Origin of the sequence: Paenibacillus hamazuiensis, assembly GCF_023276405.1 — a bacterium.
GTDB classification, from domain to species: Bacteria; Bacillota; Bacilli; order Paenibacillales; family NBRC-103111; genus Paenibacillus_AF; species Paenibacillus_AF hamazuiensis.
Genome location: NZ_JALRMO010000001.1, coordinates 511,055 through 532,664, shown reverse-complemented (window position 1 = coordinate 532,664; position 21,610 = coordinate 511,055). Strand labels below are relative to the sequence as shown.

General features: G+C 55.2%; 14 protein-coding genes. 1 reads left to right on the top strand and 13 read right to left on the bottom strand.

What is annotated here, in order from left to right; genetic code table 11:
• Nucleotides 1-8: 8 nt before the first annotated feature.
• The 13 genes from MYS68_RS02180 to MYS68_RS02120 all read right to left on the bottom strand — a co-directional run bounded on the left by MYS68_RS02180 (nucleotide 9) and on the right by MYS68_RS02120 (nucleotide 20,447).
• Nucleotides 9-776, bottom strand: coding sequence for a DeoR/GlpR family DNA-binding transcription regulator (locus tag MYS68_RS02180; protein WP_248924249.1), 768 nt, complete (start codon nucleotides 774-776; stop codon nucleotides 9-11).
• Nucleotides 777-807: 31 nt separating this feature from the next.
• The gene (locus MYS68_RS02175) at nucleotides 808-2,280 is read right to left on the bottom strand and encodes a rhamnulokinase (protein WP_248924248.1); all 1,473 of its coding nucleotides are present in this window, start codon (nucleotides 2,278-2,280) and stop codon (nucleotides 808-810) included.
• A gap of 30 nt (nucleotides 2,281-2,310) precedes the next feature.
• A complete protein-coding gene (gene rhaA / locus MYS68_RS02170; RefSeq protein WP_248924247.1) occupies nucleotides 2,311-3,573 on the bottom strand; it encodes an L-rhamnose isomerase in 1,263 nt (420 codons plus the stop codon).
• Between the two features lie 51 nt (nucleotides 3,574-3,624).
• The gene (locus MYS68_RS02165; RefSeq protein ID WP_248924246.1) at nucleotides 3,625-5,694 is read right to left on the bottom strand and encodes a bifunctional aldolase/short-chain dehydrogenase; all 2,070 of its coding nucleotides are present in this window, start codon (nucleotides 5,692-5,694) and stop codon (nucleotides 3,625-3,627) included.
• A gap of 112 nt (nucleotides 5,695-5,806) precedes the next feature.
• Nucleotides 5,807-7,321, bottom strand: a complete 1,515-nt coding sequence (locus MYS68_RS02160; protein WP_248924245.1) for a glycoside hydrolase family 28 protein — start codon at nucleotides 7,319-7,321, stop codon at nucleotides 5,807-5,809.
• A complete protein-coding gene (locus MYS68_RS02155) occupies nucleotides 7,318-8,022 on the bottom strand; it encodes a hypothetical protein (protein ID WP_248924244.1) in 705 nt (234 codons plus the stop codon). Before MYS68_RS02155 ends, MYS68_RS02160 begins: the two co-directional genes overlap by 4 nt.
• 31 nt (nucleotides 8,023-8,053) lie before the next feature.
• Nucleotides 8,054-10,240 carry a glycoside hydrolase family 88/105 protein gene (locus MYS68_RS02150; RefSeq protein WP_248924243.1) on the bottom strand — a complete coding sequence of 729 codons (2,187 nt, stop codon included), beginning with the start codon at nucleotides 10,238-10,240 and terminating at the stop codon, nucleotides 8,054-8,056.
• A 74-nt stretch (nucleotides 10,241-10,314) separates the two neighbouring features.
• Nucleotides 10,315-11,862, bottom strand: a complete 1,548-nt coding sequence (locus MYS68_RS02145; protein WP_248924242.1) for a type 2 periplasmic-binding domain-containing protein — start codon at nucleotides 11,860-11,862, stop codon at nucleotides 10,315-10,317.
• Between the two features lie 200 nt (nucleotides 11,863-12,062).
• Complete coding sequence (locus tag MYS68_RS02140; protein ID WP_248924241.1) at nucleotides 12,063-14,372, bottom strand: helix-turn-helix domain-containing protein; 2,310 nt, start codon at nucleotides 14,370-14,372, stop codon at nucleotides 12,063-12,065.
• A gap of 120 nt (nucleotides 14,373-14,492) precedes the next feature.
• A complete protein-coding gene (locus MYS68_RS02135) occupies nucleotides 14,493-15,359 on the bottom strand; it encodes a carbohydrate ABC transporter permease (RefSeq protein ID WP_248924240.1) in 867 nt (288 codons plus the stop codon).
• Between the two features lie 13 nt (nucleotides 15,360-15,372).
• Nucleotides 15,373-16,350, bottom strand: a complete 978-nt coding sequence (locus MYS68_RS02130; RefSeq protein ID WP_248924239.1) for an ABC transporter permease — start codon at nucleotides 16,348-16,350, stop codon at nucleotides 15,373-15,375.
• Between the two features lie 19 nt (nucleotides 16,351-16,369).
• Nucleotides 16,370-19,633, bottom strand: a complete 3,264-nt coding sequence (locus MYS68_RS02125; RefSeq protein ID WP_248924238.1) for a glycosyl hydrolase — start codon at nucleotides 19,631-19,633, stop codon at nucleotides 16,370-16,372.
• A gap of 241 nt (nucleotides 19,634-19,874) precedes the next feature.
• Nucleotides 19,875-20,447 carry a TetR/AcrR family transcriptional regulator gene (locus tag MYS68_RS02120; RefSeq protein ID WP_248924237.1) on the bottom strand — a complete coding sequence of 191 codons (573 nt, stop codon included), beginning with the start codon at nucleotides 20,445-20,447 and terminating at the stop codon, nucleotides 19,875-19,877.
• 201 nt (nucleotides 20,448-20,648) lie between these two features.
• Here MYS68_RS02120 and MYS68_RS02115 point away from each other — a divergent pair, with 201 nt between their 5' ends.
• Nucleotides 20,649-21,599: a ketopantoate reductase family protein gene (locus MYS68_RS02115; RefSeq protein ID WP_248924236.1), complete on the top strand. Its 951-nt coding sequence runs from the start codon at nucleotides 20,649-20,651 to the stop codon at nucleotides 21,597-21,599.
• Nucleotides 21,600-21,610 lie beyond the last annotated feature (11 nt).

The window sequence follows — 21,610 nt, the reverse complement described above, 5'->3', positions numbered from 1 at the left end:
CTCGCTTTCTATACAAGCGTTAATGACAAACGACGCCCTTCCAGCCGGCCGCGCATGTCCGAAGACAGATTGCGGTCGGTGACGACGGCGTCGATTTGATCCCACTCGGCGACGTGCGTAAACGCCTGAACGCCGAACTTGCTGGAGTCGGCCAAGAGGATCGTCCTGTCGGCCCGCTCTATCATTTTCTGCTTAACCCGGGCCTGCAGTTCGCTCGATTCGCTGACGCCCCTCTCCGGATGCACGCCCTTGCAGGAAAAAAACAATTTGTCTACGTAATAGTCGTCCAAAACCCGTTCCGCGAGCGGTCCGACAAACGAGAGCGATCGCTGCGCGAGCAGGCCGCCGATGGAGATAACGTCGATCTTCTCCTTGGCGGCCAGCTCCATCGCGACCTTGATCGAGTTGGTGAGCACGGTCAGCGGAATATCCGGCAAGCTTCTCGCCATGTACCAGGCGGTTGTGCTCGCATCCAGCAGGATGCGATCGTTCGGCTCGATGCGAACAATCGCTTCCTCGGCGATTCTCCGCTTCTCTTCCGAATTTTGGATTTCCCGCTTCGCATAAGGAACCTCGGCTTGCACCGGCGGCTGTTCCTTGATGGAAACCGCCCCGCCGTGGGAACGGCGCAGCCGTCCGGCCGCTTCCAGCCGGTCCAGATCGCGCCGTATCGTTTCCTCCGCCACGCGGCACAGCTCGCTGAGTTCGGTGACCCGGATGCTGCCGCGCTCGTTCACCAGCTGCACAATTTTTTCGTAACGTTCCGCTGCCAGCATACGGGATCCCCTTTCCGCAAAAATGTCAAGTTTACTTGAGTCCGGCGATCTCCAGAAAACGGCCGTAAGCGGCATTCCATTCGTCCGATGGCGCCGGTTCATACACCGTCACGGGGAACGATTCGCGGATCGCGCGGCGCGCTTCCCAAATATCTTTGAACTCGCCGCGAGCGATCCATTGGACGGCCAAGTTGCCGATCGCGCTGCCCTCCGCCGGGCCGGCCCATACCGGCTTGCCGATCGCATTCGCCGTCCACTGGCACAGGAGCGTGTTGTGAATGCCGCCGCCGACCATGTGCAGACCGCCGAACGTCTTGCCGGACAGCTTCTCCGTCAGCTCAAGCACATAGCGGTATTTGAACGCCAGGCTTTCCATGATGCTGCGGACGAAGCCCCCTGCATCCTCCGGAGCCTTCTGCCCCGTCCGCTGCGCATACTCGCGGATTCTTGCCGGCATGTCTCCGGGGTGCAGGAAAATCGGATCGTCCGGGTCAAACAGCAGGCTGAACGGCTTCGCGCCTTCCGCGAGCTTTACGAGCTCGGGGAACGAATACGATACGCCGGCCCGCTCCCACTCGCGGCGGCTTTCCTGCAAAATCCACAGGCCCATGATGTTTTTCAGCAGCCGGTACGTTCCGGCGACTCCACCTTCATTGGTGAAGTTGAACTTCAGGGCATCTTCACCCATGACCGGATTGTCGACCTCGGTGCCGAGCAGCGACCAGGTGCCGCAGCTTAAATACGCGAACGAGCGGTCCAGCGCCGGCACGGCGGCGACGGCCGAGCCGGTATCGTGCTCCGCTACGGCGTAAACCGGAATCGCGCCGATGCCGAGCTCCTCGCTCACCGATGCCCGAATGTGCCCCGCGGCCGAACCGGGCTGCAGCACTTGGCCGAACCAGGACGGTGACAGTCCGAGTTTTCCGATCAGCTCGGCGTCCCATCCGCCGGTAAGCGGATTGAACAGCTGGGTCGTCGTCGCGTTGGAAAATTCGTTGAACACTTCTCCGGTCAGGAAATACCGAAGCAGATCCGGTATCATCAGAAACTTTGCGTCCGGCCGAAGCAGCGGCGAATCGGCGCGCTTCAGCGCATACAGCTGATAAATCGTATTAAAAGGAAGGAACTGAATGCCCGTGCGGGCGAACACCTCGGACTCCGGCACTTCCGCAAACAGCTTTTCCATCATCCCGTCCGTATGCCGGTCGCGGTAATGATACGGGTTCGCGAGCAGCTCGCCGTTCGCCCCGATCATGCCGAAATCGACCGCCCACGAGTCGATCCCGATGCTGTCCGGCTCAAAGCCGGCGTGCTTCGCCTTCAGCAGTCCCTGCTTGATTTCATGATATAGCCGCAAAATATCCCAGTGCAGGCGGTCCCCCACCTGCACCGGATCGTTCGGAAACCGATGGAGCTCTTCCGTCTCCATGCGGCTTCCGTTTAATTTGCCTAAAATCGCTCGGCCGCTGCTCGCGCCGAGATCAAATGCGATGATTCCGGGCAAAATAACCCCTCCTCCTTCGGAAGCTGCGCATTAGCCGCGCTTCGTCAGTACTTCCCGCTCATACTGCTTGACTTCGGCGATCCATTCCTCGCGAACCGGCACGCCGTGCTTTTCGCAGTAGTAATCCCATACCGCTCCGAACGGATACGTCTTGAACTCCTCCGTCAAAGCGAGGCGCGTCGTGTAGTCGCCCTCCAGCTCCGCTTGCTTCAAAGCTTCGACCGGCTCGAGCATCGCCCGAAGCAGCGCTTTGATCGTGTTCCGGGTGCCGATGACCCAAGCGGCTACACGGTTGATGCTGGCGTCGAAGAAGTCCAACCCGATGTGCGTTTTGCCGAGCAGGTTATGACGGACGAGCTCGCGGCCGATGTCGATCAGCTCGTCGTCCAGCACGACGACGTGGTCGCTGTCCCATCTCATCGGACGGCTGACGTGAAGCAAAATGCCGCTGGTGAACAGCGCCAGTGACGACAGCTTGTTCGAGATGACCTCGGTCGGATGAAAGTGGCCTGCGTCGAGGCAGATCAGCTTGTCGTTTTGGATGCCGTAGCCCATATAAAACTCGTGAGAGCCGACGACATAAGCCTCTGAGCCGAGACCGAACAGCTTGCTTTCCACCGCGTCGAGGTTAAACTGCGGATTCAAAGGCTCCGCAAACACTTCGTCGAGCGCGTCCTTCAGCCGCTGACGCGGCGCCATGCGGTCGACCGGCGTATCCTTGAAGCCGTCAGGGATCCAGACGTTCGTGACGCAAGTTTGGCCGAGCTGCTCGCCGAAATAAGCGCCGATTTTACGGGACGCCTTGCAGTGGTCGATCCAGAAACGGCGGATCTCCGGGTCCGGATGGCTCAGCGTGAAGCCGTCCTTGGATTTCTCATGCGAGAAGCAGGTCGGGTTGAAGTCCAGCCCGAGGCCTTGCTCCTTCGCCCAGTCGACCCAGTTCTGAAAATGCTTCGGCTCAAGCTCATCGAGCTCCACTCTTTCGTCCGTGTCGGCATAGATCGCGTGCAGGTTCACTTTATGCTTGCCCGGAATGAGCGAGAACGCCTTCTCCAAATCGGAGCGAAGTTCCTGCGGCGTGCGGGCCGCCCCGGGGTAGTTCCCCGTGACGGAAATGCCGCCGGTCAGCTCCTGCCCGCGGTTCAGGAAGCCGCGCACATCGTCTCCCTGCCAGCAGTGCATGGAAATTTTGATCTGCGCCAGCTTCTCGAGCGCTTTGTCCACGTCGATGCCGTGCTTCGCGTACAGCTTTTTCGCTTCCTCGTAATTGCGTTCGATATCAGGCTTGGTCATAGCTGATGCCCTTCTTTCGCTTATATGATTTATGATCCGAATGAGACCGATTTAGCGGGTGAACGCCGCCGGTACGCCGCCGTCGATCGTCAGCATGCAGCCTGTCGTTTTATCCGATTTCGAGGAGGCGAAGAAAGCGACGCCTTCCGCGATATCCTGCGGGTAAATGTTAACGAGCAGCGTCGTGCGCTTGCGGTAGTACTCTTCCAATTGGTCCGGTTCGATGCCGTAAGCGGCGGCACGTTCGTTGCGCCAGTTGGAGTTCCAGATGGCCGAGCCCTGCAGGATGGCGTCCGGAAGAATCGTATTCACGCGGATGCCGAACTCTCCGCCTTCCGCCGCGATGCAGCGCGCCAGATGAGCTTCCAGCGCTTTCGCCGCGCTGTATGCGGTGGCGTTTTTGCCGGCGTATACCGAGTTTTTCGAGCCGATGAACACCATGTTGCCGCCGATGCCCTGCTGCTTCATCAGCTTGAACGCTTCGCGCGCAACGAGGAAGTAGCCGGTGCCGAGCACATTCATGTTCAGATTCCATTCCTTGAGGGACGTTTCATCGAACGGGCTGGAAGTTGCGAGACCCGCGTTGTTGACGATGATGTCCACACCGCCGTAAGTCAGAGCCGTTTCGGCGTAAGCCGCTTGGATAGCCGTTTCGTCGGTTACGTCCATTTTCACGGCAAGCGCGCGGTTTTCGCCGTATTTCTCGTTGATTTCGGCGGCAACTTTTTGCGCGCCTTCCAGGTTCAGGTCGGCGAGCACGACGTGCGCGCCTTCCGATACGAGACGGCGGGCGGTTGCGCTGCCGATGCCGCCGGCTCCGCCCGTGATGAGCGCAACCTTGCGGGAGAACTCGGCTTCGGCCGGTGCGAGCGACAGCTTGTACAGCTCCAGCGGCCAGTACTCGACGTTGTAGGACTCGTTTTCGCTGAGCGATACGAATTTGCCGAGCGACGTTGCGCCGCGCATAACGGCGATTGCCCGGTGGTACAGCGCGCCGCTGACCTGCGAAAGCGCCCAGCTCTTGCCGGTATTGATCATGCCGACGCCCGGAATAAGGATGACGCGCGGCGCAGCTTCGAACATGACGTCGCCTTCGTTTTTGTTGCGCTCAAAGTAAGCTTTGTACTGCTCCTTGTAAGCGGCGACACCTTCCTTCAGCTTCGCCTTAAGGCCTTCCACATCGTCCGCATTCGGCGTCCAGTCGATGAACAGCGGAACGACCTTCGTATGCACGAGATGGTCCGGGCACGCTGCGCCGACCTGCGACAGCTGCGGGGAATCCTGACCGCCGACAAATGCGAGCACGTCGTCCTGATCGTCGAAGGAAAGAATCATCTTCTTCGCATCGGATACGGCGCCGCGGATCGTCGGCATCACCTGCGCAGCGATGCTGCGGCGAACGTCCGCCGGCAGCGGAGCGTGCTTTTGCCCGCCGAACAGCTTCGCTTCGTTCACGCGAGCTTCGATGAACGCTTCCGCTTCGTTGATGATTTTGATCGTTTGCGCGTAGCAAGCTTCGCTCGTTTCGCCCCAAGTGACGAGACCGTGCTTCTCCATCAGCACGAGCTCCGCTTTCGGGTTAGCAAGCACACCTTCGGCGATCATCTTGGACAGCGTGAAGCCGGGACGCACGTAAGGAACCCATACGAAGCGGTCGCCGTAAATTTCCTTCGCCAGCTCTTTTCCGTTATCCGCGCAGCAAAGGCTGATGATGGCGTCCGGATGGGTATGGTCCACATGCTTGAACGGCAGGAATGCGTGCAGCAGCGTTTCGATGGAAGCGCGCGGATGCTTCGCGTCGATCATCGTATGGGCGAGGTAAGCGACCATCTCCTCGTCCGTCATGGCGTCGCGCTCGAACAGCGGACGAATGTCGTCCATGCGCAGGCCGGTGAAGTTGCCGGCTTTCATCGAAGCGAGGTCGGAGCCGCTGCCTTTGACATACATCACTTCGACATCGCGGCCGCGAAAATCTTTAACGATCGTTTTAGCCGACGTGTTGCCGCCGAAAATGTTGCAGACGCGGCGATCCGCGCCGATGATGTTGGAACGATAGACAAGCTCGTCCAGCCCGCCTTGCAGCTGAGCCGCCTTTGAAGAATCCCACAAGCTTTGTACCATGATTTTGTTTACCTCCGATTTGTTTTGTTTTTGTCTGTTTTATAATGTTATCACATTCATTTCAATTTGGATACAGGTAAAAACAAAATAATTCAAACGGGATCAGGCAATCTTATTTTCTTTGAACGGGCACCGCCGCTTTGGAGAAATTGTTGCCTTCGAGCCGGCACTCGGAATCCTCCACATCCTCCAGCGACAAGCAGACGCCGGTCCCCGGCAGAGCTCTCGTTCTCTCGACGATCAGTCCGTGTACGGATTTCAGCTCCATCACGCTCAGGCTGCTGTCCGCCGCCGCTCCCTTAAATCCGTCAATCCGCAAATCCTGCACACGCTCGCCGTACAACGCGTTCGTCCAATTGCGGTTTTTCTCGTCTCCCCAGCTTACCTCCACGTCGCTGAAGGACACATCTTTCGCGTGATGCACGAAAATAGCCGGGATGTGATGCGGAAACACGCCGCGAGGCGACGGCTGCGTATCGAATACGCCCCCCGGATAGCCGCTTTTGACCCGCATATGATGCTTTACGCCGCGCAGCGAAATGCCTTCAAGCACGCTTTCCTCCGAGCCTTCCAAATAGATGCAGCCTTCCGCTTCGATGAGAATTTGATCGAACCGGATATTGCGGATTTTGCCCGGCGCGGGAGCGTTCGGGTTGTTTCTGCGCTCCGCCGTCATGAAGATCGGCTCCGATTTGCCCCACCAGCGGAGAGTCCGCTTGATTTCTTCCTCGTTGCTGAACAGCCTGGTCTCTATAAAAAGGTTGGAGAACAGCATATTTTCCATCGTCGCCCCGTCGCGCACCCAAATGCCGACGCCGCGGTTGGAGTTACGGATGACGCAGTTCGTCACGACGATGTTGCGGATATCCGCGTGCGTTTCCGTGCCGATTTTAATCGCCGAATCGTGCGACTGCAGCGTGCAGTTCGTCACGGTGATGTTCTCGCAGGCGCCGTACCGCTCCGCGCCGTATTTGGTCGTTTTGATAACGATGCAGTCGTCGCCCGTCTCGATGTGGCAGTTGGAGATGTGCACGTCCTTGCAGCAGTCCGGATCGATCCCATCGTTATTCGGCCCGCGGACTTGTCCGAGAATTTTCACTCCGTCCACGGTAACCTGGTTGCAGCCGGTCATATGCAGTCCCCACGACGAAGCCCGGTACAGGGTGACGTCGCGGAACACGACGTTCGTGCAGCCTTCAAAATCGATCAGCTTCGGCCGGAAGGCGCCGAGCGGCTCCAGCACGTAGTCGCTCACGCCGTCCTCCGGCTCGAGAAAATGCTCGCCTCGGCCGTCGATCGTGCCGAGCCCCGTTACGGCGATATTCTTCGCATGTCTTGCGCAGACGAGCGCGCGGCTCCCTTGGCCTTCGCTGAGCTGAAGCGCCTCCGCTTCGCCCGGAGCCGTGAAGTCCGCCTCCTCCATGCTGCTGACGATGCGGGCCGCCGGCTGAAGGTGCAGCTCGACGTAAGAGCGAAGCAAAATCGTGCCGGATAGAAAGTCTCCCTTCGGCACGACGACCGTGCCTCCGCCTGCTTCCGCACAATGGTCGATCGCCTTCTGGATGAAGGCCGTATTTTTCGTGACGCCGTCGCCGACTGCGCCGAAATCAACAATATTAACGATCATATGGATCCGCTCTCCTTTTGGCTGTCCGTTTTCCCAGGCATCTCCTGCACGTCGCCGATATAATAAGCGAAAATTTGGTCGATCTGTTTAAAATACAAATACCCGTCGTCGTCCCACGGCTGAAAATGGAGATCCATCCGCGAATCGGCCCAGTTTTCCGGCGTTCCCTTCGTCTGCAAGCGTCCCGGCACGACCGGTTCCTCGATCACCTTCGGAAACTCCTGATAGCCGAACAGCAAATTTTCGTGCATGGCGATGATCTCGTATTTGTCCCCGTGAAAAGCCCGCTCTTCCTGAAGCTGATAATGATAATAAATGTAGCTGGCCATCATGTCCGGCTTCAGATGGGCGACCCTTCCCGCCCGCCTCTCGACCGGCGCCTTGCGCAGCCAATGCTCGGCGCTCGCCGGCTCGTTGAAATGGAACACGTCGATCATCAATATCCACTTCCTCGGCTCGGCTTGTCCGGGCCAATCGGCCAAATACGGAACCGCCGCACCGGCGACCTCATCCGGAGCGACCTCGCGATCCATGCACTCGTAATAGAGAAACAGATTGCCGCGCCATGTAAAAGCCGCCGCCGTCATCAGCTCTCCACGCTCGACCAGCCGCACCGCCTGCCCGCTCTCCCGCAGCGCGCGGATGCCGGCTTCTTCCCGCCCCTTCTCCCACGCTGCGCGGTAAATCATTCGTTTGATCATGTCCTTACACCTCGTCCCAATGGCCCACGATTCATTCGGCACTCTTTTCCTTCAAATACTCACTTACATATTTTACCTCCACGCCCGCCAGCATGACAATGCCGATTCCGTGCGTATCGTTGAGCAGCCAAGGCAGCTCTTCCTTGTAATATCTGCCGGAGAACGAATAACCGGAGCCGCGGCAAACGCCGAATATATTGCCGTACTTGTCGATGCTGATGCGAGTCAGCCCTTCCCAGCCTTTGAACACGGCCTGCACATATGGCGCCGGCTCGGTCAGCCAGCCATTCCGGATCCCCTTGGCAAACGCATAGATAAACATCGAAGTGCACGACGTCTCCTCATACGATTCCGGGTCGGTAAGCACCTGATGCCACAGCCCGCTTGCGCCCTGCAGGCGCAAGTAGCCTTCGCACAGCTCGCGGTAGAAGGCAAGCAGCGCTTCGCGGTGCTCATGCTCCTCCGGCAGTGCGCCCAGCAGCTCTGCCAGCGAGAACAGCACCCAGCCGTTTCCGCGGCCCCAAGGCATTTCGGTCGGACGGTCCGTTTTGAAATCGTACACGTGGGACATGATCTGTTTGTCCGGCATATATAAATACTGCTTATACAAAACAATTTGGCGCGCCGCATCGTTGATATAAGCTGGGTCGCCCGTCAAAGCCGAATACCGGCACAGGAACGGCACGCTCATATACAAATCGTCGCACCACAGCGTGTCCTTCATGAAATCGACGCTGCCCCGCACACGGTACAGCGCCCCGCTCTCCAGCCTGTCCTGGACGCGGGTAATGTAATCGGCGATGCGTGCCGCCACCTTCTCCGCTCCTTCGATGCTGCCGTACGCCATCGCAGCGAGCATCGTGGCGCCGAAGGAGCCGCAATCATCCAAGCTGTCGATCAGCGCGAGCTGGTTGTTCACCCCGGCGGCGCCGTGCATCTTCCCGTCCCACAGCGAATACTCGTCGAAGGAGGCGCTTTGCCGGGCGTGACGAAGCACGTAATCGATGTAATCGCGGCGTCCGATGGCCGCGCCGGTCTGCATAAGCCCGTACAACGTAACGCCGAGCGGGTAGTTCCACTTGGCGAACAGCGTATTTTCCAAATAAGGGCGAACCCATGCGTTCGGCAGATCGGCCCGCCAGTAGGTGCCCTCCCGGCCGTCGTCATAAACCCGGTTCAAGCGGGACAGCTCCTCCAGCCCGGGTACGTTCCCTTCCTCAAACGATCCCAGATAAAGCCAGTGGTCCGGCAGCCCTTCAACCGGGATCGGCGCCGCAAACGAAACGGCGTCGTCCGGCATATCCTCCGCCTTCTCCAGGACAAATCCCCATTTGCCGCCCGTGCACGCGGAGCGAACGACGATGTCGTTGTCTCCGAATACAAGCGGGAGCTCCGCTTGAAATTCGCCGCTCTCCTGCGACGAATATACTTCCCGGCCGTTCACGTACAGCGTAAAGGTACCGTCATGACGGCCCGACCAGCGTAAAGCCTGTCCGCCAAGCGCCATGCTTCGCACCTTCGTCCGGGCGATCGCCGCCCGGCCCGCTTCCGCACCGAAGAGCCTTGCGAATACGCCGCCCGCAAGCGCTTCTTCGCTCCAGCGCAAATCCGGCAGCCATTTGACAAGGCTGTTCTTTTCCTGGAGTCCTTCGGCCAGCAGCCGTTCTGCGGAAATCGTCGTCGGCTCGGAATATACCCAGCCCTCCTGACCGTCCCGCTCGGGCGTCGGGCAGATGAAATGCAGCGGGAAATTTTTATACGATCCGGTACCGAAAATGCCGCCGCAGCCGTTCGCCGTATTTTCGAACTGAAGCACAAATTCGTTCCAGCCTTTGTTCATCTGCGCGCGGAAAATGTTTTTGCGCTCCGGCGCCATTTCGTCGGAAATGTTCGAGGCGAACACCTTCGTGCCATTGACGTAAACATGCACCGGACTGAGGCAGCCGATGCCGAAATTAAGCTCCGCCGGCTGGTCGCTCCACAGCTTGGCCCATGCATAAACGAAGCTGCCGTTCGGCATTTGGGCTAATTTTTCGCGAAAATCCATCACGTACCGGTAGTCGTGCTGCCTCCTGAAGCCGCCTTGGTTAAACAGCCGGTAAGCGAAAGGATGCGGCGGATTTGCTCCGATATAACGCTGCGCGATCGTTTCCAGCGTCGCCTCTACATTGTCGCGGCATTTTTTAAATACGGATTCGTTCGGATCAAAATATCCCATAACCCCTCGTTCCTCTCCTTCGGAAGATAAAGACTCCCGCACCTTAAGCGCGGGAGTCTGCCTCTAAGCTCTCATTATTTTGCGGCGGCAATACGCTTTTTGTAGGCGTCCGTCATTTCCTGCGTCATTTTCACAACGTTCGGGTCTGCTTTCATCTTGGCGACGAACTCGTCCCATTGGGCGAGCGTTTCTTTGCCGAGAATGACTTTAACCTTCTCGTCCAGCACTTTCTTCTGCATTTCCGGCAAGTACTGCAGCGCCGTCGGGGAATAGAGGCCGATGCTCATATCCGCCACGCTTGTCTTGGCGCGCTCGTCCTGAATTTTCTTGAACAGCTCCTGCGTATCCTTCTGGAAGTAATTTTTCACCGTGCTCGCATATGGATCGGCAACGTACACGATTTGGTTGAAGTCCGGACCGCCGTCGTCGGACAACTTCTTCGAGTCGACCACTTTGACGCCGTCTTTCACCGTATGGTCCACACCTTCGATGCCGTACGTCTGGATGGCGAAAACATCGTCATTCATCCAGGTGTCGATCATCTTCAGGATGCGCTTCATCTTGTCTTCCTTGACGGTTTTCGGAATCGCCAGAACGCCTGCGAAGCCGGGGCCTTTCGGGTTGTAGCCGTTGATGCTGGTCGCCGGGTAGAAGTCGGTTTCCTTGACGTTAGGAGCAATTTTCTTGAGATCGTTCAAATACTCGGAAACGGTACCCGTTTTATCGACCAAAACGCCAGCCTTGTTCGTTTTCACCAAATCTTTCACCTGGCTTGTTTTCAAGGCGGCGAAGTCTTCCGGAATCAGCTTTTCGTTATACAGCTTGATCATAAATTCGAGCGCCTTGCGCTCCTCCGGGAGGAACGACTTGTACACCATCTGGTCGCCCGTCCATTTCCAGTCGCCGTTGGCACCGACAAACGTGTTTTCCAGTTGGCCGAACGGATCGGACGCCTTTTCTCCGTTCGTCGCATTCACGGCAAAACCGATGGTGTCCTTCTGTCCGTTTTTGTCCGGATCGTTTTCGGCCATCGCTTTGATCACCTGGTACAATTCATCGGTGGTCGTCGGCACTTTCAGACCCAGGTTGTCCATCCAATCTTTGCGGAAAATAAAATACGTGTCGCCTTCCGTCGGACGCGGACGCGGGATCGAGTAATTTTTGCCGTCGTCCATCTTGGTCAAATCCCATGCGGTTTTCGCAATTTTGCTGTTCAGGTTCGGGTAGTCTTTAATGTAGTCGGTCAAATCCCAAAATGCGCCCTGCTGCACCATGCTGCGGAACACGGACGTAAACGGATCCGGAATGTAGATCAGATCGGGAATATCGCCGGAAGCCAGCGTCACGTTCAATTTGTCCGGATAGCTGTTCGCGGATACCCATTGAATGTTCATCTTCGCATTGACCGCTTGTTCAATTTTCTGCTTGATCGCATTGTCGTTCGCCGGCGGATTGGCGCTCAGCAAAATCGTCATAATGCTTACATCCAGAGGCGCATTGCTGCCGGCCGCCTGCGACGATCCGCCGTCCGTTTTACCGGAGCCGCACGCCGTCAGCGCGGAGGTCGCAATCAGCGTCGCCGCCAAACCGAGCAGCGCTTTCTTTTTGACGTTGGAAGTCATCTCATGTACATCCCCTTATACTGTTTTGATGGTCGGTTGCTACCGTGATTCACATCGTACGGGATAGCGTTCTTCCCGGCAACCAAACTTTTTTGCAGCCCCGATAAATCGGCGTCTTATCCTTTGTTGCACAGTAATCAATCCTTGCAGAGGATGAAAAAAAGCCGCTGCGGCGGCTTAAATTCGCATCTATAGCAAAATTAATCCTTCTGGTACCTCTCCCTGTATTGACTTGGAGAAACCCCTTCGGCTTTCTTGAAAATCCGGTTGAAATACGTTTGCTGGTAACCTACCTGATCGGCGATTTCGTTGATTTTCATCGTCGTCGTACGAAGCAATTCCTTTGCCTGTCCGAGGCGCAAGTTTGTCAAATAATCGATAAAATTAATGCCCGTTACCTGTTTGATCGCCCGGCTGAGCGTATAAGGACTCAATCCGAATTGATCGGCACACGATTCCAGAGACAAGTTGGTCCGGTAATTTTCCTGAATGTACAGCAGGACGTTCTCGACATGCTGTTTGATGGAGAAATCCTGCTTGCTTGCCATCTCCTGCAAGTAGGAAGCGACAACGCGCGTCTCCAGCCAGCGCAGCATCTCGTCCGGTTCATGCAGCTGGCTCAGCTCTTGAAACAAATTCGCTCCTTCAAACAGGTTGATCGGGTTGACGCCCGACTGCAGCATCGCGTGCTGGATACTGCCGAGAAGCTGGTTTATTCCCTGTTGGATAACTAACTTCTTCAGCCCTACGGCGGTAAGCTCCTCCATAAACTGGCGAACCAGCCGAACGGACTCCTCCTCCGATCCGATGCGGATCGCATGAATAATTTCTTTCTCCAGCAGGAAATTATAAGGAAACTCGAGCTGCGTCGCCGTCCGATTAAGCTGGGAAACGTCGATCAGCGTATTTTCGTTTTTCAGATCGCTGTAACTCAGAAGCTGACGGGTTTCTTCGAACAAATAAGGCACCCGGCTGAGCTGCGATGTCGTATTGCCCATGACGACCACGGCATGCAGCTTCAAGATATTTTCGACGATCATTATCATTTCGTCCCCGAACGCCCGCATCATTTCCTTGCACTGGTTCGGACTCCATTCCTCGGGCAAAGTCAGGAACAAGCCGAGCGACAAGTCGTGAAAATTCAGCGTTTCGCAGCGCACGCTCATATTCTCGCTGAGCTCCTTGGCGATGTTGCCCGCCGCAAATGCGACCAGCTCCTCGTCCCCTTGAGTAAAGCGCGCATCCTCTCCGCTGAGCCCGCGAACCTGCACGAACATCGCGCCTATTTGCTTGCCTTCGATATCCAGGCCGAATTGCTTCAGCCGGGCTTTCACCTCCAGCTCGCTCAAGGAGAATAAATACCCCTGCACGAGCTGCATGAGAAAGCCTTCCCGAACCAAGGGCAGCTGCAGGTCCAATTGGCTCTTGAGATTTTCGCTTTCCTTGGACAACGTATCCCATTTCATCTCGATCCATTCAAACTCGTCCCGGTGTTGTTCCCTGACCGAATCGCCGCTCAGCTTGCGGTATAAACGCTCCAGAGGCGAATATATGCGCCTCGAGCCGAACCAGGAGAGCACAAAAGCCAGCACCAGGCCGCCCAGGCTGACGAAAAGAATGACTTTGGAAATGAGCAGCACGGGCGATGTTATGCTGGAAAGCGGGGCGGCGGAAAGAAATACCCAGGACATGCCCAGCCGGGTAAACTCGCTGACCGATACGGCATAAACCGCATTCTTGTACGTAAACAAAAAGGAATCGCTTTGCGTGCCGCGTTGGCGGAATTCCGATTCCAGCGCCAGATCGAGCTCCGTCTTGGCCCCGCTCGCCGATATTTCCCATTGTCCGTCCGTGCTGAACAGCAAATTGGAGCCCTCGTCCAGCGGGTTGAGGCTTTTTAACTGCTGCTGAAGCTTATCCTTATTCAGCGTGGCGACGAGCAGTCCGTAAGGCTGATCCGTCGGGCCTCCCGGCAGCTTGTTGACGAGCGACAGCGTCGTACCTTGAGCCCCGCCTTTGTAGCTGGGCACCTTCGAAGCGTCCGTCCAGAATATCGACTTGCTTCGCTTCATCATATCTCCAAATTGCCGAACGCTGTCCGGATCGTCCTGGTACTTGTATCCTTCCTTATTGATGACGACCGGCCGGGGAGACGATAAATAAACCTCCGCTTTCTCGATCAGCGAGCTGGATCCTTCAATGACCATCAAGGTTTTGTACAGCTCGGAGATTTCGTCGTAATCCTTGGCGAAATTCAAATTTTTGATTTTTACGCCCAGCGCGGGATCAAACGCCCAATGCGAGAACGTCATCTCCAAATTGGCAAATTGATCCTCCAGATTTTTTTCCTGCTGAACCACTTTGTTGTGCTGCACGCGCTGCAGCTCCGCTTCGATTTTTCCGGTCACGGTCCAATAAGTAACAAGTCCCATAATGATCCCGGGAATGGATGCGATCAGCATCATAATAACCAGACTGTTCCGATAAAAACTCCCTCTCCGTATGCGCATCCCGGCTCACCTTCCATGCCAAACGATCTATAGTCCCGTCTATTATATACCAACAGCAAAACGATTTCGATGGAATTATCCGCCGAAATCGTTTGCAAGGGGTATCTATGAGGCAAAACGTCAGCCTTTTACGGAGCCGACCATAGAACCTTTGGCAAAATGCTTTTGCAGGAACGGGTATACGAACAAAATCGGAAGCGTCGCTACGACAACCGCAGCCATCTTGAGCGTTTCCGCCGGCGGCGCCGCCACGAACGCATCCTGCCCGAGGTCGCTGTTCTGCGCGTTTTGCAGCATGTTGTTGAGCAGCACCTGGATCGGCCATTTCTGCGGATCGTTCAAGTAAATCAAGGCGGAGAAGTACGAGTTCCAATAGCCTACCGCGTAGAACAGGCCGAATGCGGCCAAGGACGGCAGCGAAAGCGGCAGGATGATGCGGATAAACGTCGTGATGTCGTTGCAGCCGTCGATGGATGCCGCCTCTTCCAGTTCCGTCGGGATGCTGGAGAAGAAACTCCGCATGAGGATGACGTTCCAGCCGCTGGCCAGTGCCGGCAAAATCAGCGACCACATGTTGTTGATCAGATTCATGTCGCGGATAAGCAGGTAGTTCGGGATAATGCCCGGGCTGAACAAAATCGTCAGCAAAATCAGCAGCGAAAACATGTTTCTGCCGGGCAGTCGTCTGCGCGAAACCGCGTAAGCCAATGCGGCGGTGACGATAAGGCTGAGCGCCGTACCGACAATGGCCAAATACGCGCTGTTACCGATGGAGCGCAAAAACGTTTTCGTTCCGAGCAGGTAGTCGTAAGATGCAAGGGACCAATGCTGCGGGAACAGGATGAATTTCTTCTGCATATATTCTATCGGATCGGTGAACGAAACGACGAATACGTAATAAATCGGGAAAAACGTCAGCAGGGCCACGAGCCCGAGTATCGTTATATTGACGGCGTCAAAGACGCGGTCGCTGGCACTCTTTTTCATACCGGATCCTCCTTTAATAGACGCCTTCTTCGCCCATTTTTTTCGCCAATTTGTTCGACACGACGACCAGGATCAGACCGACCACCGATTTGAACAGCCCGGCTGCCGTACTGTAGCTGAACTGCCCTTGCTTGATGCCGACCGTATACACGTACGTATCGAACACCTCCGCCACTTGCGATACCGCACCGTTGTACATCAGGAAAATTTGCTCGAAGCCGACGTCCATCATATGGCCGAGACGGAGAATCAGCATAACGACGATGACGCTGCGGATCGCCGGAAGCGTAACGTGCCATATTTGCCGCAGTCTGCCCGCCCCGTCCATGCGCGCCGCTTCGTACAACCCGGGGTCGACGCTCGCGATGGCTGCGAGGAAGATGATCGTGCCCCAGCCGGCTTCTTTCCAGATCGATTGAACGACAATCATCATCCAGAACGAGTTCGGATCCGTCAGGACGTCGATTTTTTCGCCGCCGAACGATTCGATCACTTTATTGACGAGCCCGTCTCCTTTGGAGAACAGCAGGAAGGTCAAGCCCGCAATGATAACCCACGACAAGAAGTGGGGCATATAGATGACCGTTTGAATGAACTTCTTGTACAGCTCGCTTCTCAGCTCGTTCAGAAAAACCGCAATAAAAATCGGGAGCGGAAAAAACAAAATCAGATTCAGCACGTTGATCCCCATCGTATTGCGGAACAGCATCAGGAAGTCGGGATTCGAGAAAAACCGCTCGAAATGATCGAGGCCGACCCATGGACTGTGAAGAACGCCTTTAAACGGCGAATAGTTTTGAAATGCGATAATAATGCCCGCCATCGGAATATATTTAAAAATCAGGAAGAATAATAATCCTGGCAATGCGAGAAGATACAGGTAACGGTTCTTGACGATTTCCTTCCGCAACCGGCCCTGCTTTCGTTTCTCCGATCTGGAAGCGGGTCTTTCCGGAATGAGCGCAACCGGGGACTTTTCTGCTTGCTCCATAGCGATTCTCCTTTCTTGTTCACACTTGTTCGACGCGGTGCTGCGCATAGTCGAAATATTTACCTTCCAGCAGCCCGATGAGCGTTCCGGTCACGCGCACTTCAAGCTCGTTCGCGCCTTCCTTCAGCCAGGCCGCATCGCCTTCCCATACGTAGGGGGACCATGGCCGTATTCCCAAGGACCGACCGTTCACGAGCACTTCAACCAGGTCGTGAACGTCCCAATCTCCGATGATCAGCTCAAACCGGCCCGCCGCCGGCAGCTCCGCCCGATCGATCGTGCGGGTAAAAGACCATGTACCCGCGAAGTACGGGTAGCCGGGGTAATAGCTGCCTGTGGCGAGAGACTCCGCCGATGCCGGCGGCTCGGTCAGCATCGGGCTTGCATCCTGGCCGAACCGGACGCCGAAGCTGCCGTACAAATATATCGCGTCGACAACGCCTTCCCAATCTTCGCGGACGAGAACGTCGATCACTAGCTCGTTCCAGCCCGGAATCAGGCTTTCCTTCACGTTGCACACCACGTTCGAATTATCGTAAACGATCCGTTTCGTCAAATCGGATTTCATGTAAATCTTGCCGTTGATCGCCAGCTTCCAGTCGCCGGAGATCGCCGATTGATCCATCAGCAGCTCACATTGAGCCGGAACCGTCTCTACGTAAAAGCGCGCCTTATACTTGCAAGGAATCGGATACGCGAGCTTCATTTTCTTCGGCGTACCGAAGATTTGCGTGAACGACACCGGCAGCTTCCGGCTTTCCGCGAGGTCCGCGCACTGATCGATGAACGTTTTGGCCTGCACCCATTCGCCTTCGCCGTCCGTTTCTCCCATGGACAAACGGAAATTTTCGAAGCGCAGCGCGTTCGGGTTCAGCGCCTTCATCCGCCACGGCCCTTCCGCGCTTACACTCACACGCGGTTCAGCCGGTGCTGCCGCCTTTATCGTCTCGGCCGAAGCTTGTCCCGGCGCCTTCCTGCGCAGCAGCAGCATTCGCGAAGCGTAAGGGGCGAATTCCAGGGAGACGGACACGCTGCCGTCTTCGCGTCCAAGCAGCAGCGGAGAGGTTTCCCCGCTTTCCAGATCGAGCAGCTCCGCCTCCAGCTCTTCGCCCGGCTCAGCCTCCGGCCAAATCGCCGCAGGACTCAGCGTGATGCCGGCATTCCACGTTTCCCCCTCCTGGTTGCTGGCGAAAACCATGTACTCGCTGTCCGACATATAGCGGCTTTGCAGCAGGAACGAGCGGCATTCCTTGCCGAAATCCAGCACAACCGCCTGGACCAGCGTATCGTCCAGAACAGCGTTCACGCTCTCAAGCGCTTGTGCTGCATCCGATCCGCCCTTGCGCGGGATAAAGTAAGCGGACTGCGTGCCTTTGAACAACCGCCGCCCTTCGAAGGCTTGCGGCTGCTCGCCTCTCCAGTAATAGGCGTCCGGCGCCTGCTCCAGCCCGAACACGGCCGGCGCTTCATCCGGCGCCGTGCTGCCGATCTCGATGCGCTCGCTCGGCAGGAGACCGAAGCTGATCACCGTGCCGCCTGCGTCAAGAAACCGTTTGACCGATTCCCAAGCTTTTTGCTCCAAATTTGTCATCGGAGGAAGCACGATCACCGAATACGCTGCGCTGCCGATGACCAGCTTGCCGTCTTTCAGGGCGGCTTCGGCCAGAAGCTCCGGATCCAGGTGATCGTAATCCCTGCGCGATTTCAGGAAATGGACGCCGAGGGAGCGCCAGTCGTCCTTGAGCTGCTCCAGCTTCGCTTTTTCCGCCGGATCCGAGCCGCCATAGTCGAAATGGTGCAGCGGATTGCTCATATGCGTCCAGAACGTCGTTGTCGGGTCGATCATCGCGATGCGTATATCCGCCGTGCCTTGGGTCATCATATAGCTGATCCGGCCGGTATAATCGCCGAGCCGGCGGAAATGCGGCCAGTACGGGTTTTGATAAAACTGCGACGGCGGCGCATCGTGCTGGGTGAGCCCGTCCACCGTATAAAAGAAAGCGTGGAACGTGTAGAAGTTCGTACCCAGCGCCGCCATCCGGTCGATCATCCATTTGGCGTCCTGCATATTCATCGACCAGCCCACGCTGTGAAAGCATTCGTCCACATTGCGTTTGCGCCCGAGCTGGCGGGCGATGGAGCTGGTCATCTTCGGGTTGTCGCGGAAGCTGCAGGCATACCTGCGCAAAATCCAGTCCAGCGAGCGTCCCAGCTTTTCGTGCGCGCTGTCTCCTCCCGGGATGTGGCTGAACCGCTGGGTCGTCATGCGGATCGACGGCACTTCCGCCAAATACTTCAGGCCGTGCTTCTCGCACCAGTCGTACACCTGCTTATGATAGGACTGCGTCAGCAGCTCGTGCAGCGCCTGGTAGTAGTCATAGCGGATGCGCGCCGCATCCTTGTAGTCGGGATTCGACAGCGCGGGCAGGTTGTCGATCATGGAGTAGCCGTAGCGCTCCTGAAAATACGGCTCCAGCCTCGGCGTCCATGGCATCGAGCCGAGCAGCCCGATTTCGTCGGTAAACATGCCCTTGACCGTTTTCCCGAACTCGCTGCCGATATGCCGCGCATAACGTTCATGCGTCAGCTCGATGAACGTTTTCATCGCTTCCTTATGGCAAGGATCGACGAACGTTCCGTAATATTTGAAATCGTCCACTTCTTTTTCCTGATAAACGACTATATCCCACTCCGGCGCGTCGCCGGGCGCTTCCCAGTCCAGTTGGAATACCGTGCGGTACGTAAAAAACCGCTTCTGGTTATATGTCGTGAGGCCCGTCTTCTGAAAAACGGGATCGGCCTGCAGATTGCCGATAGCGTCCTTCAGGTCGACAGCCTCGTCCCACTTCCGCTCCCCGGTCTCCGTTAGCGGCACCGCCTTGGCATAAAGCACCTTTGCCCAAGCAAATTCCTGCCATACTTTCTCTCCGCCTTTGACCCGGGATTCGGTCTTGACGAGCGTCTGATGTTTGGCGTCGGGATGCAGCAAGGTCACCTCTCCGCCGGCGATGCCGCTCGGATACGGATATTCGTCGTAGAGCCAAACCTCCATGCCTCTTCGTTTCGCCGCCTCTATCGCGACCTTTACCCGATCGAACCAGGATTCGGACAAATAAGGAACCTGCAGTCCCTGCCGGGGGCAGATGAAAAAACCTCCGACCCCCTTCTGATGTATTTCCTCGATTTGCCGTTCGATCTCCCCCGGGTTCATATCTCCGTTCCAAAACCAGAACGGCTGAATTCTATATTCCGCATCCGGATGATGAAATTGCTTCGTTTCCAAGACGGTCCCTCCCCGCTCTCTTATGTCTATTCACACTTTATGAGCGCGCGGGTTTCCCGGCAAGAATCATTTCTTGCACATCGCTTCGGATGGCGAATAATACTTTCTTGCGGGCTTGCATATCATTGCAAACCCCTTGTGTATCAAGGGTTTGAGAGATGCCTAGGAAAACAAGAAACCCTCACCTTGACAACAAGATGAGGGCTGTTTGACGCTTAGATGAACTTTCGTGAATTGTATTTTATCGATGTCCGATTAATCCAAATAAAAGCAGCCGGTTTAGTTCTGCTATTTTATCTTTATATTTCCCGCTTCTTGCCCAGGACAATTGTATCTTCCCAATCGCATTTAATAATTCCAATATGGTTTCCAGTGAAACCGAGGGATCGATTGCCCCCTCCCTTTTCCCCAACTCAATAAACTCTCGTATGATTTTCACTCTGATCTGATTGGTACTTTCGCTATATAGGTTTTGCAGCACATGATCCTCTACTGCACCTACGGAAGAAAGCAATTGATAATCTTGATCGGCGCAAATTTCAAGAGCCTGAAGAAGCTTGTCTTTAAAATCAATATGTTGGGTCAAAAGCTCCTTGGCCATACGAACGGTCTCCAGCATCAGAAAGTTCGCGCATTCTTTGACTACCCCCTCTTTGCTGCCGAAATAGTTATAAAGTGAAACGGACGATACGCCGGATTTGGCGGCAATGTCTTTTATGCTAACCTGAATAAAACCTTTTTCTTTAAAAAGCTCCAGGGCAGCATGAACGATTGCATCCTTCTTTTTCTGCGTTCTAATTTCAAATTTGTTCATAACGTTCTTTCACATCCCATGTCCCATAAACTAAATTCACTATATCACGATTTGAAAAATATTTAAATTAAACGACTCAAATTTAAAAACTTATTGACAAACGTAGGGAATTGAGCATAAAATCATGCTAATCTAATTTTTAAATTTGAACATTATTATTTAAAAATTTTTTGGCAAAATCTAAGTCGGGAGGGCTATCGTATGAGAATTTTAGTTTACGGTGCCGGAGTGTTGGGAAGTTATTTAGCCCATGTGCTGGTGCGCGGCGGTAACGATGTTACGATGTTGGCCAGAGGACAACGGTTACATGAGCTCCAGAATGACGGGAATGTTATTCGTCATTATTTACAATTACATACTACGGTCGACCAAGTTAATGTGATCGGAGAACTTCAGCCGGACGATGTTTATGATCTTATTTTTGTAGTAATGAAATACCCGGATTTTCAGGCGGTTCTGCCTGTACTGGCAGCAAATCTCAGCAGCCATGTGATTATCGTAGGCAATAATGCCAGTCCCCATGAAATGCGTGATTATATAATGACCGAAAGTCCTGTTAAGAAAGAGGTTGCCTTCGCTTTTCAAGCGAGTGGCGGCTGGAGGGAGAAAGGCCGAATGGTCTGCGTTCGCGGACCAAAGGGACATATGACCATTGGTGGATTGGGTGAGGATCTTTCCTGGCGCTCGGTGATCGACCAAGCTTTTAGCAATACCAACTATAAATTAACATATTCCATGGACATGTATGAATGGTTTATAAGTCACATGGTCTTGATCTTACCTTTGAATTCCATAGCTCCTTCTTACAACGGCAACTTTACCAAAGCCTCAAGAGATAAAAAGCTGCTTTATCATGTCATCAGCGCAATCGATGAGGGTCATCAAGTTTTGGAGCGACTAGGGTATACGGTTATACCTGCAAGTCAAAAACAGGTAGCCCGGGAAAAAAAGAGAATGCTTTACTTGGGTCTGAAGATTTTTCTGGCAACCCCCGTCGGCAGAATCCTTTTGAGTGATAAAGCTGTTTCCGCTAACGAGATGCTTGCACTAAACCAAGCCTTTAATAACTTGAAGCTAAGCGCGAATATTCCTACTCCAAATTGGGATATTATTAAAAATTACTCTGTATCGCTGCAAATAAATAACAGATGAACGTTATTGAT

Excerpts from the sequence above, each read along its gene's own strand:
- rhaA (WP_248924247.1), bottom strand. The coding sequence starts at position 3,573 with ATGACCAAGCCTGATATCGAACGCAATTACGAGGAAGCGAAAAAGCTG.
- MYS68_RS02120 (WP_248924237.1), bottom strand. The coding sequence starts at position 20,447 with ATGAACAAATTTGAAATTAGAACGCAGAAAAAGAAGGATGCAATCGTT.
- MYS68_RS02135 (WP_248924240.1), bottom strand. The coding sequence starts at position 15,359 with ATGAAAAAGAGTGCCAGCGACCGCGTCTTTGACGCCGTCAATATAACG.
- MYS68_RS02165 (WP_248924246.1), bottom strand. The coding sequence starts at position 5,694 with ATGGTACAAAGCTTGTGGGATTCTTCAAAGGCGGCTCAGCTGCAAGGC.
- MYS68_RS02180 (WP_248924249.1), bottom strand. The coding sequence starts at position 776 with ATGCTGGCAGCGGAACGTTACGAAAAAATTGTGCAGCTGGTGAACGAG.
- MYS68_RS02145 (WP_248924242.1), bottom strand. The coding sequence starts at position 11,862 with ATGACTTCCAACGTCAAAAAGAAAGCGCTGCTCGGTTTGGCGGCGACG.
- MYS68_RS02130 (WP_248924239.1), bottom strand. The coding sequence starts at position 16,350 with ATGGAGCAAGCAGAAAAGTCCCCGGTTGCGCTCATTCCGGAAAGACCC.
- MYS68_RS02140 (WP_248924241.1), bottom strand. The coding sequence starts at position 14,372 with ATGCGCATACGGAGAGGGAGTTTTTATCGGAACAGTCTGGTTATTATG.
- MYS68_RS02115 (WP_248924236.1), top strand. The coding sequence starts at position 20,649 with ATGAGAATTTTAGTTTACGGTGCCGGAGTGTTGGGAAGTTATTTAGCC.
- MYS68_RS02155 (WP_248924244.1), bottom strand. The coding sequence starts at position 8,022 with ATGATCAAACGAATGATTTACCGCGCAGCGTGGGAGAAGGGGCGGGAA.
- MYS68_RS02160 (WP_248924245.1), bottom strand. The coding sequence starts at position 7,321 with ATGATCGTTAATATTGTTGATTTCGGCGCAGTCGGCGACGGCGTCACG.
- MYS68_RS02150 (WP_248924243.1), bottom strand. The coding sequence starts at position 10,240 with ATGGGATATTTTGATCCGAACGAATCCGTATTTAAAAAATGCCGCGAC.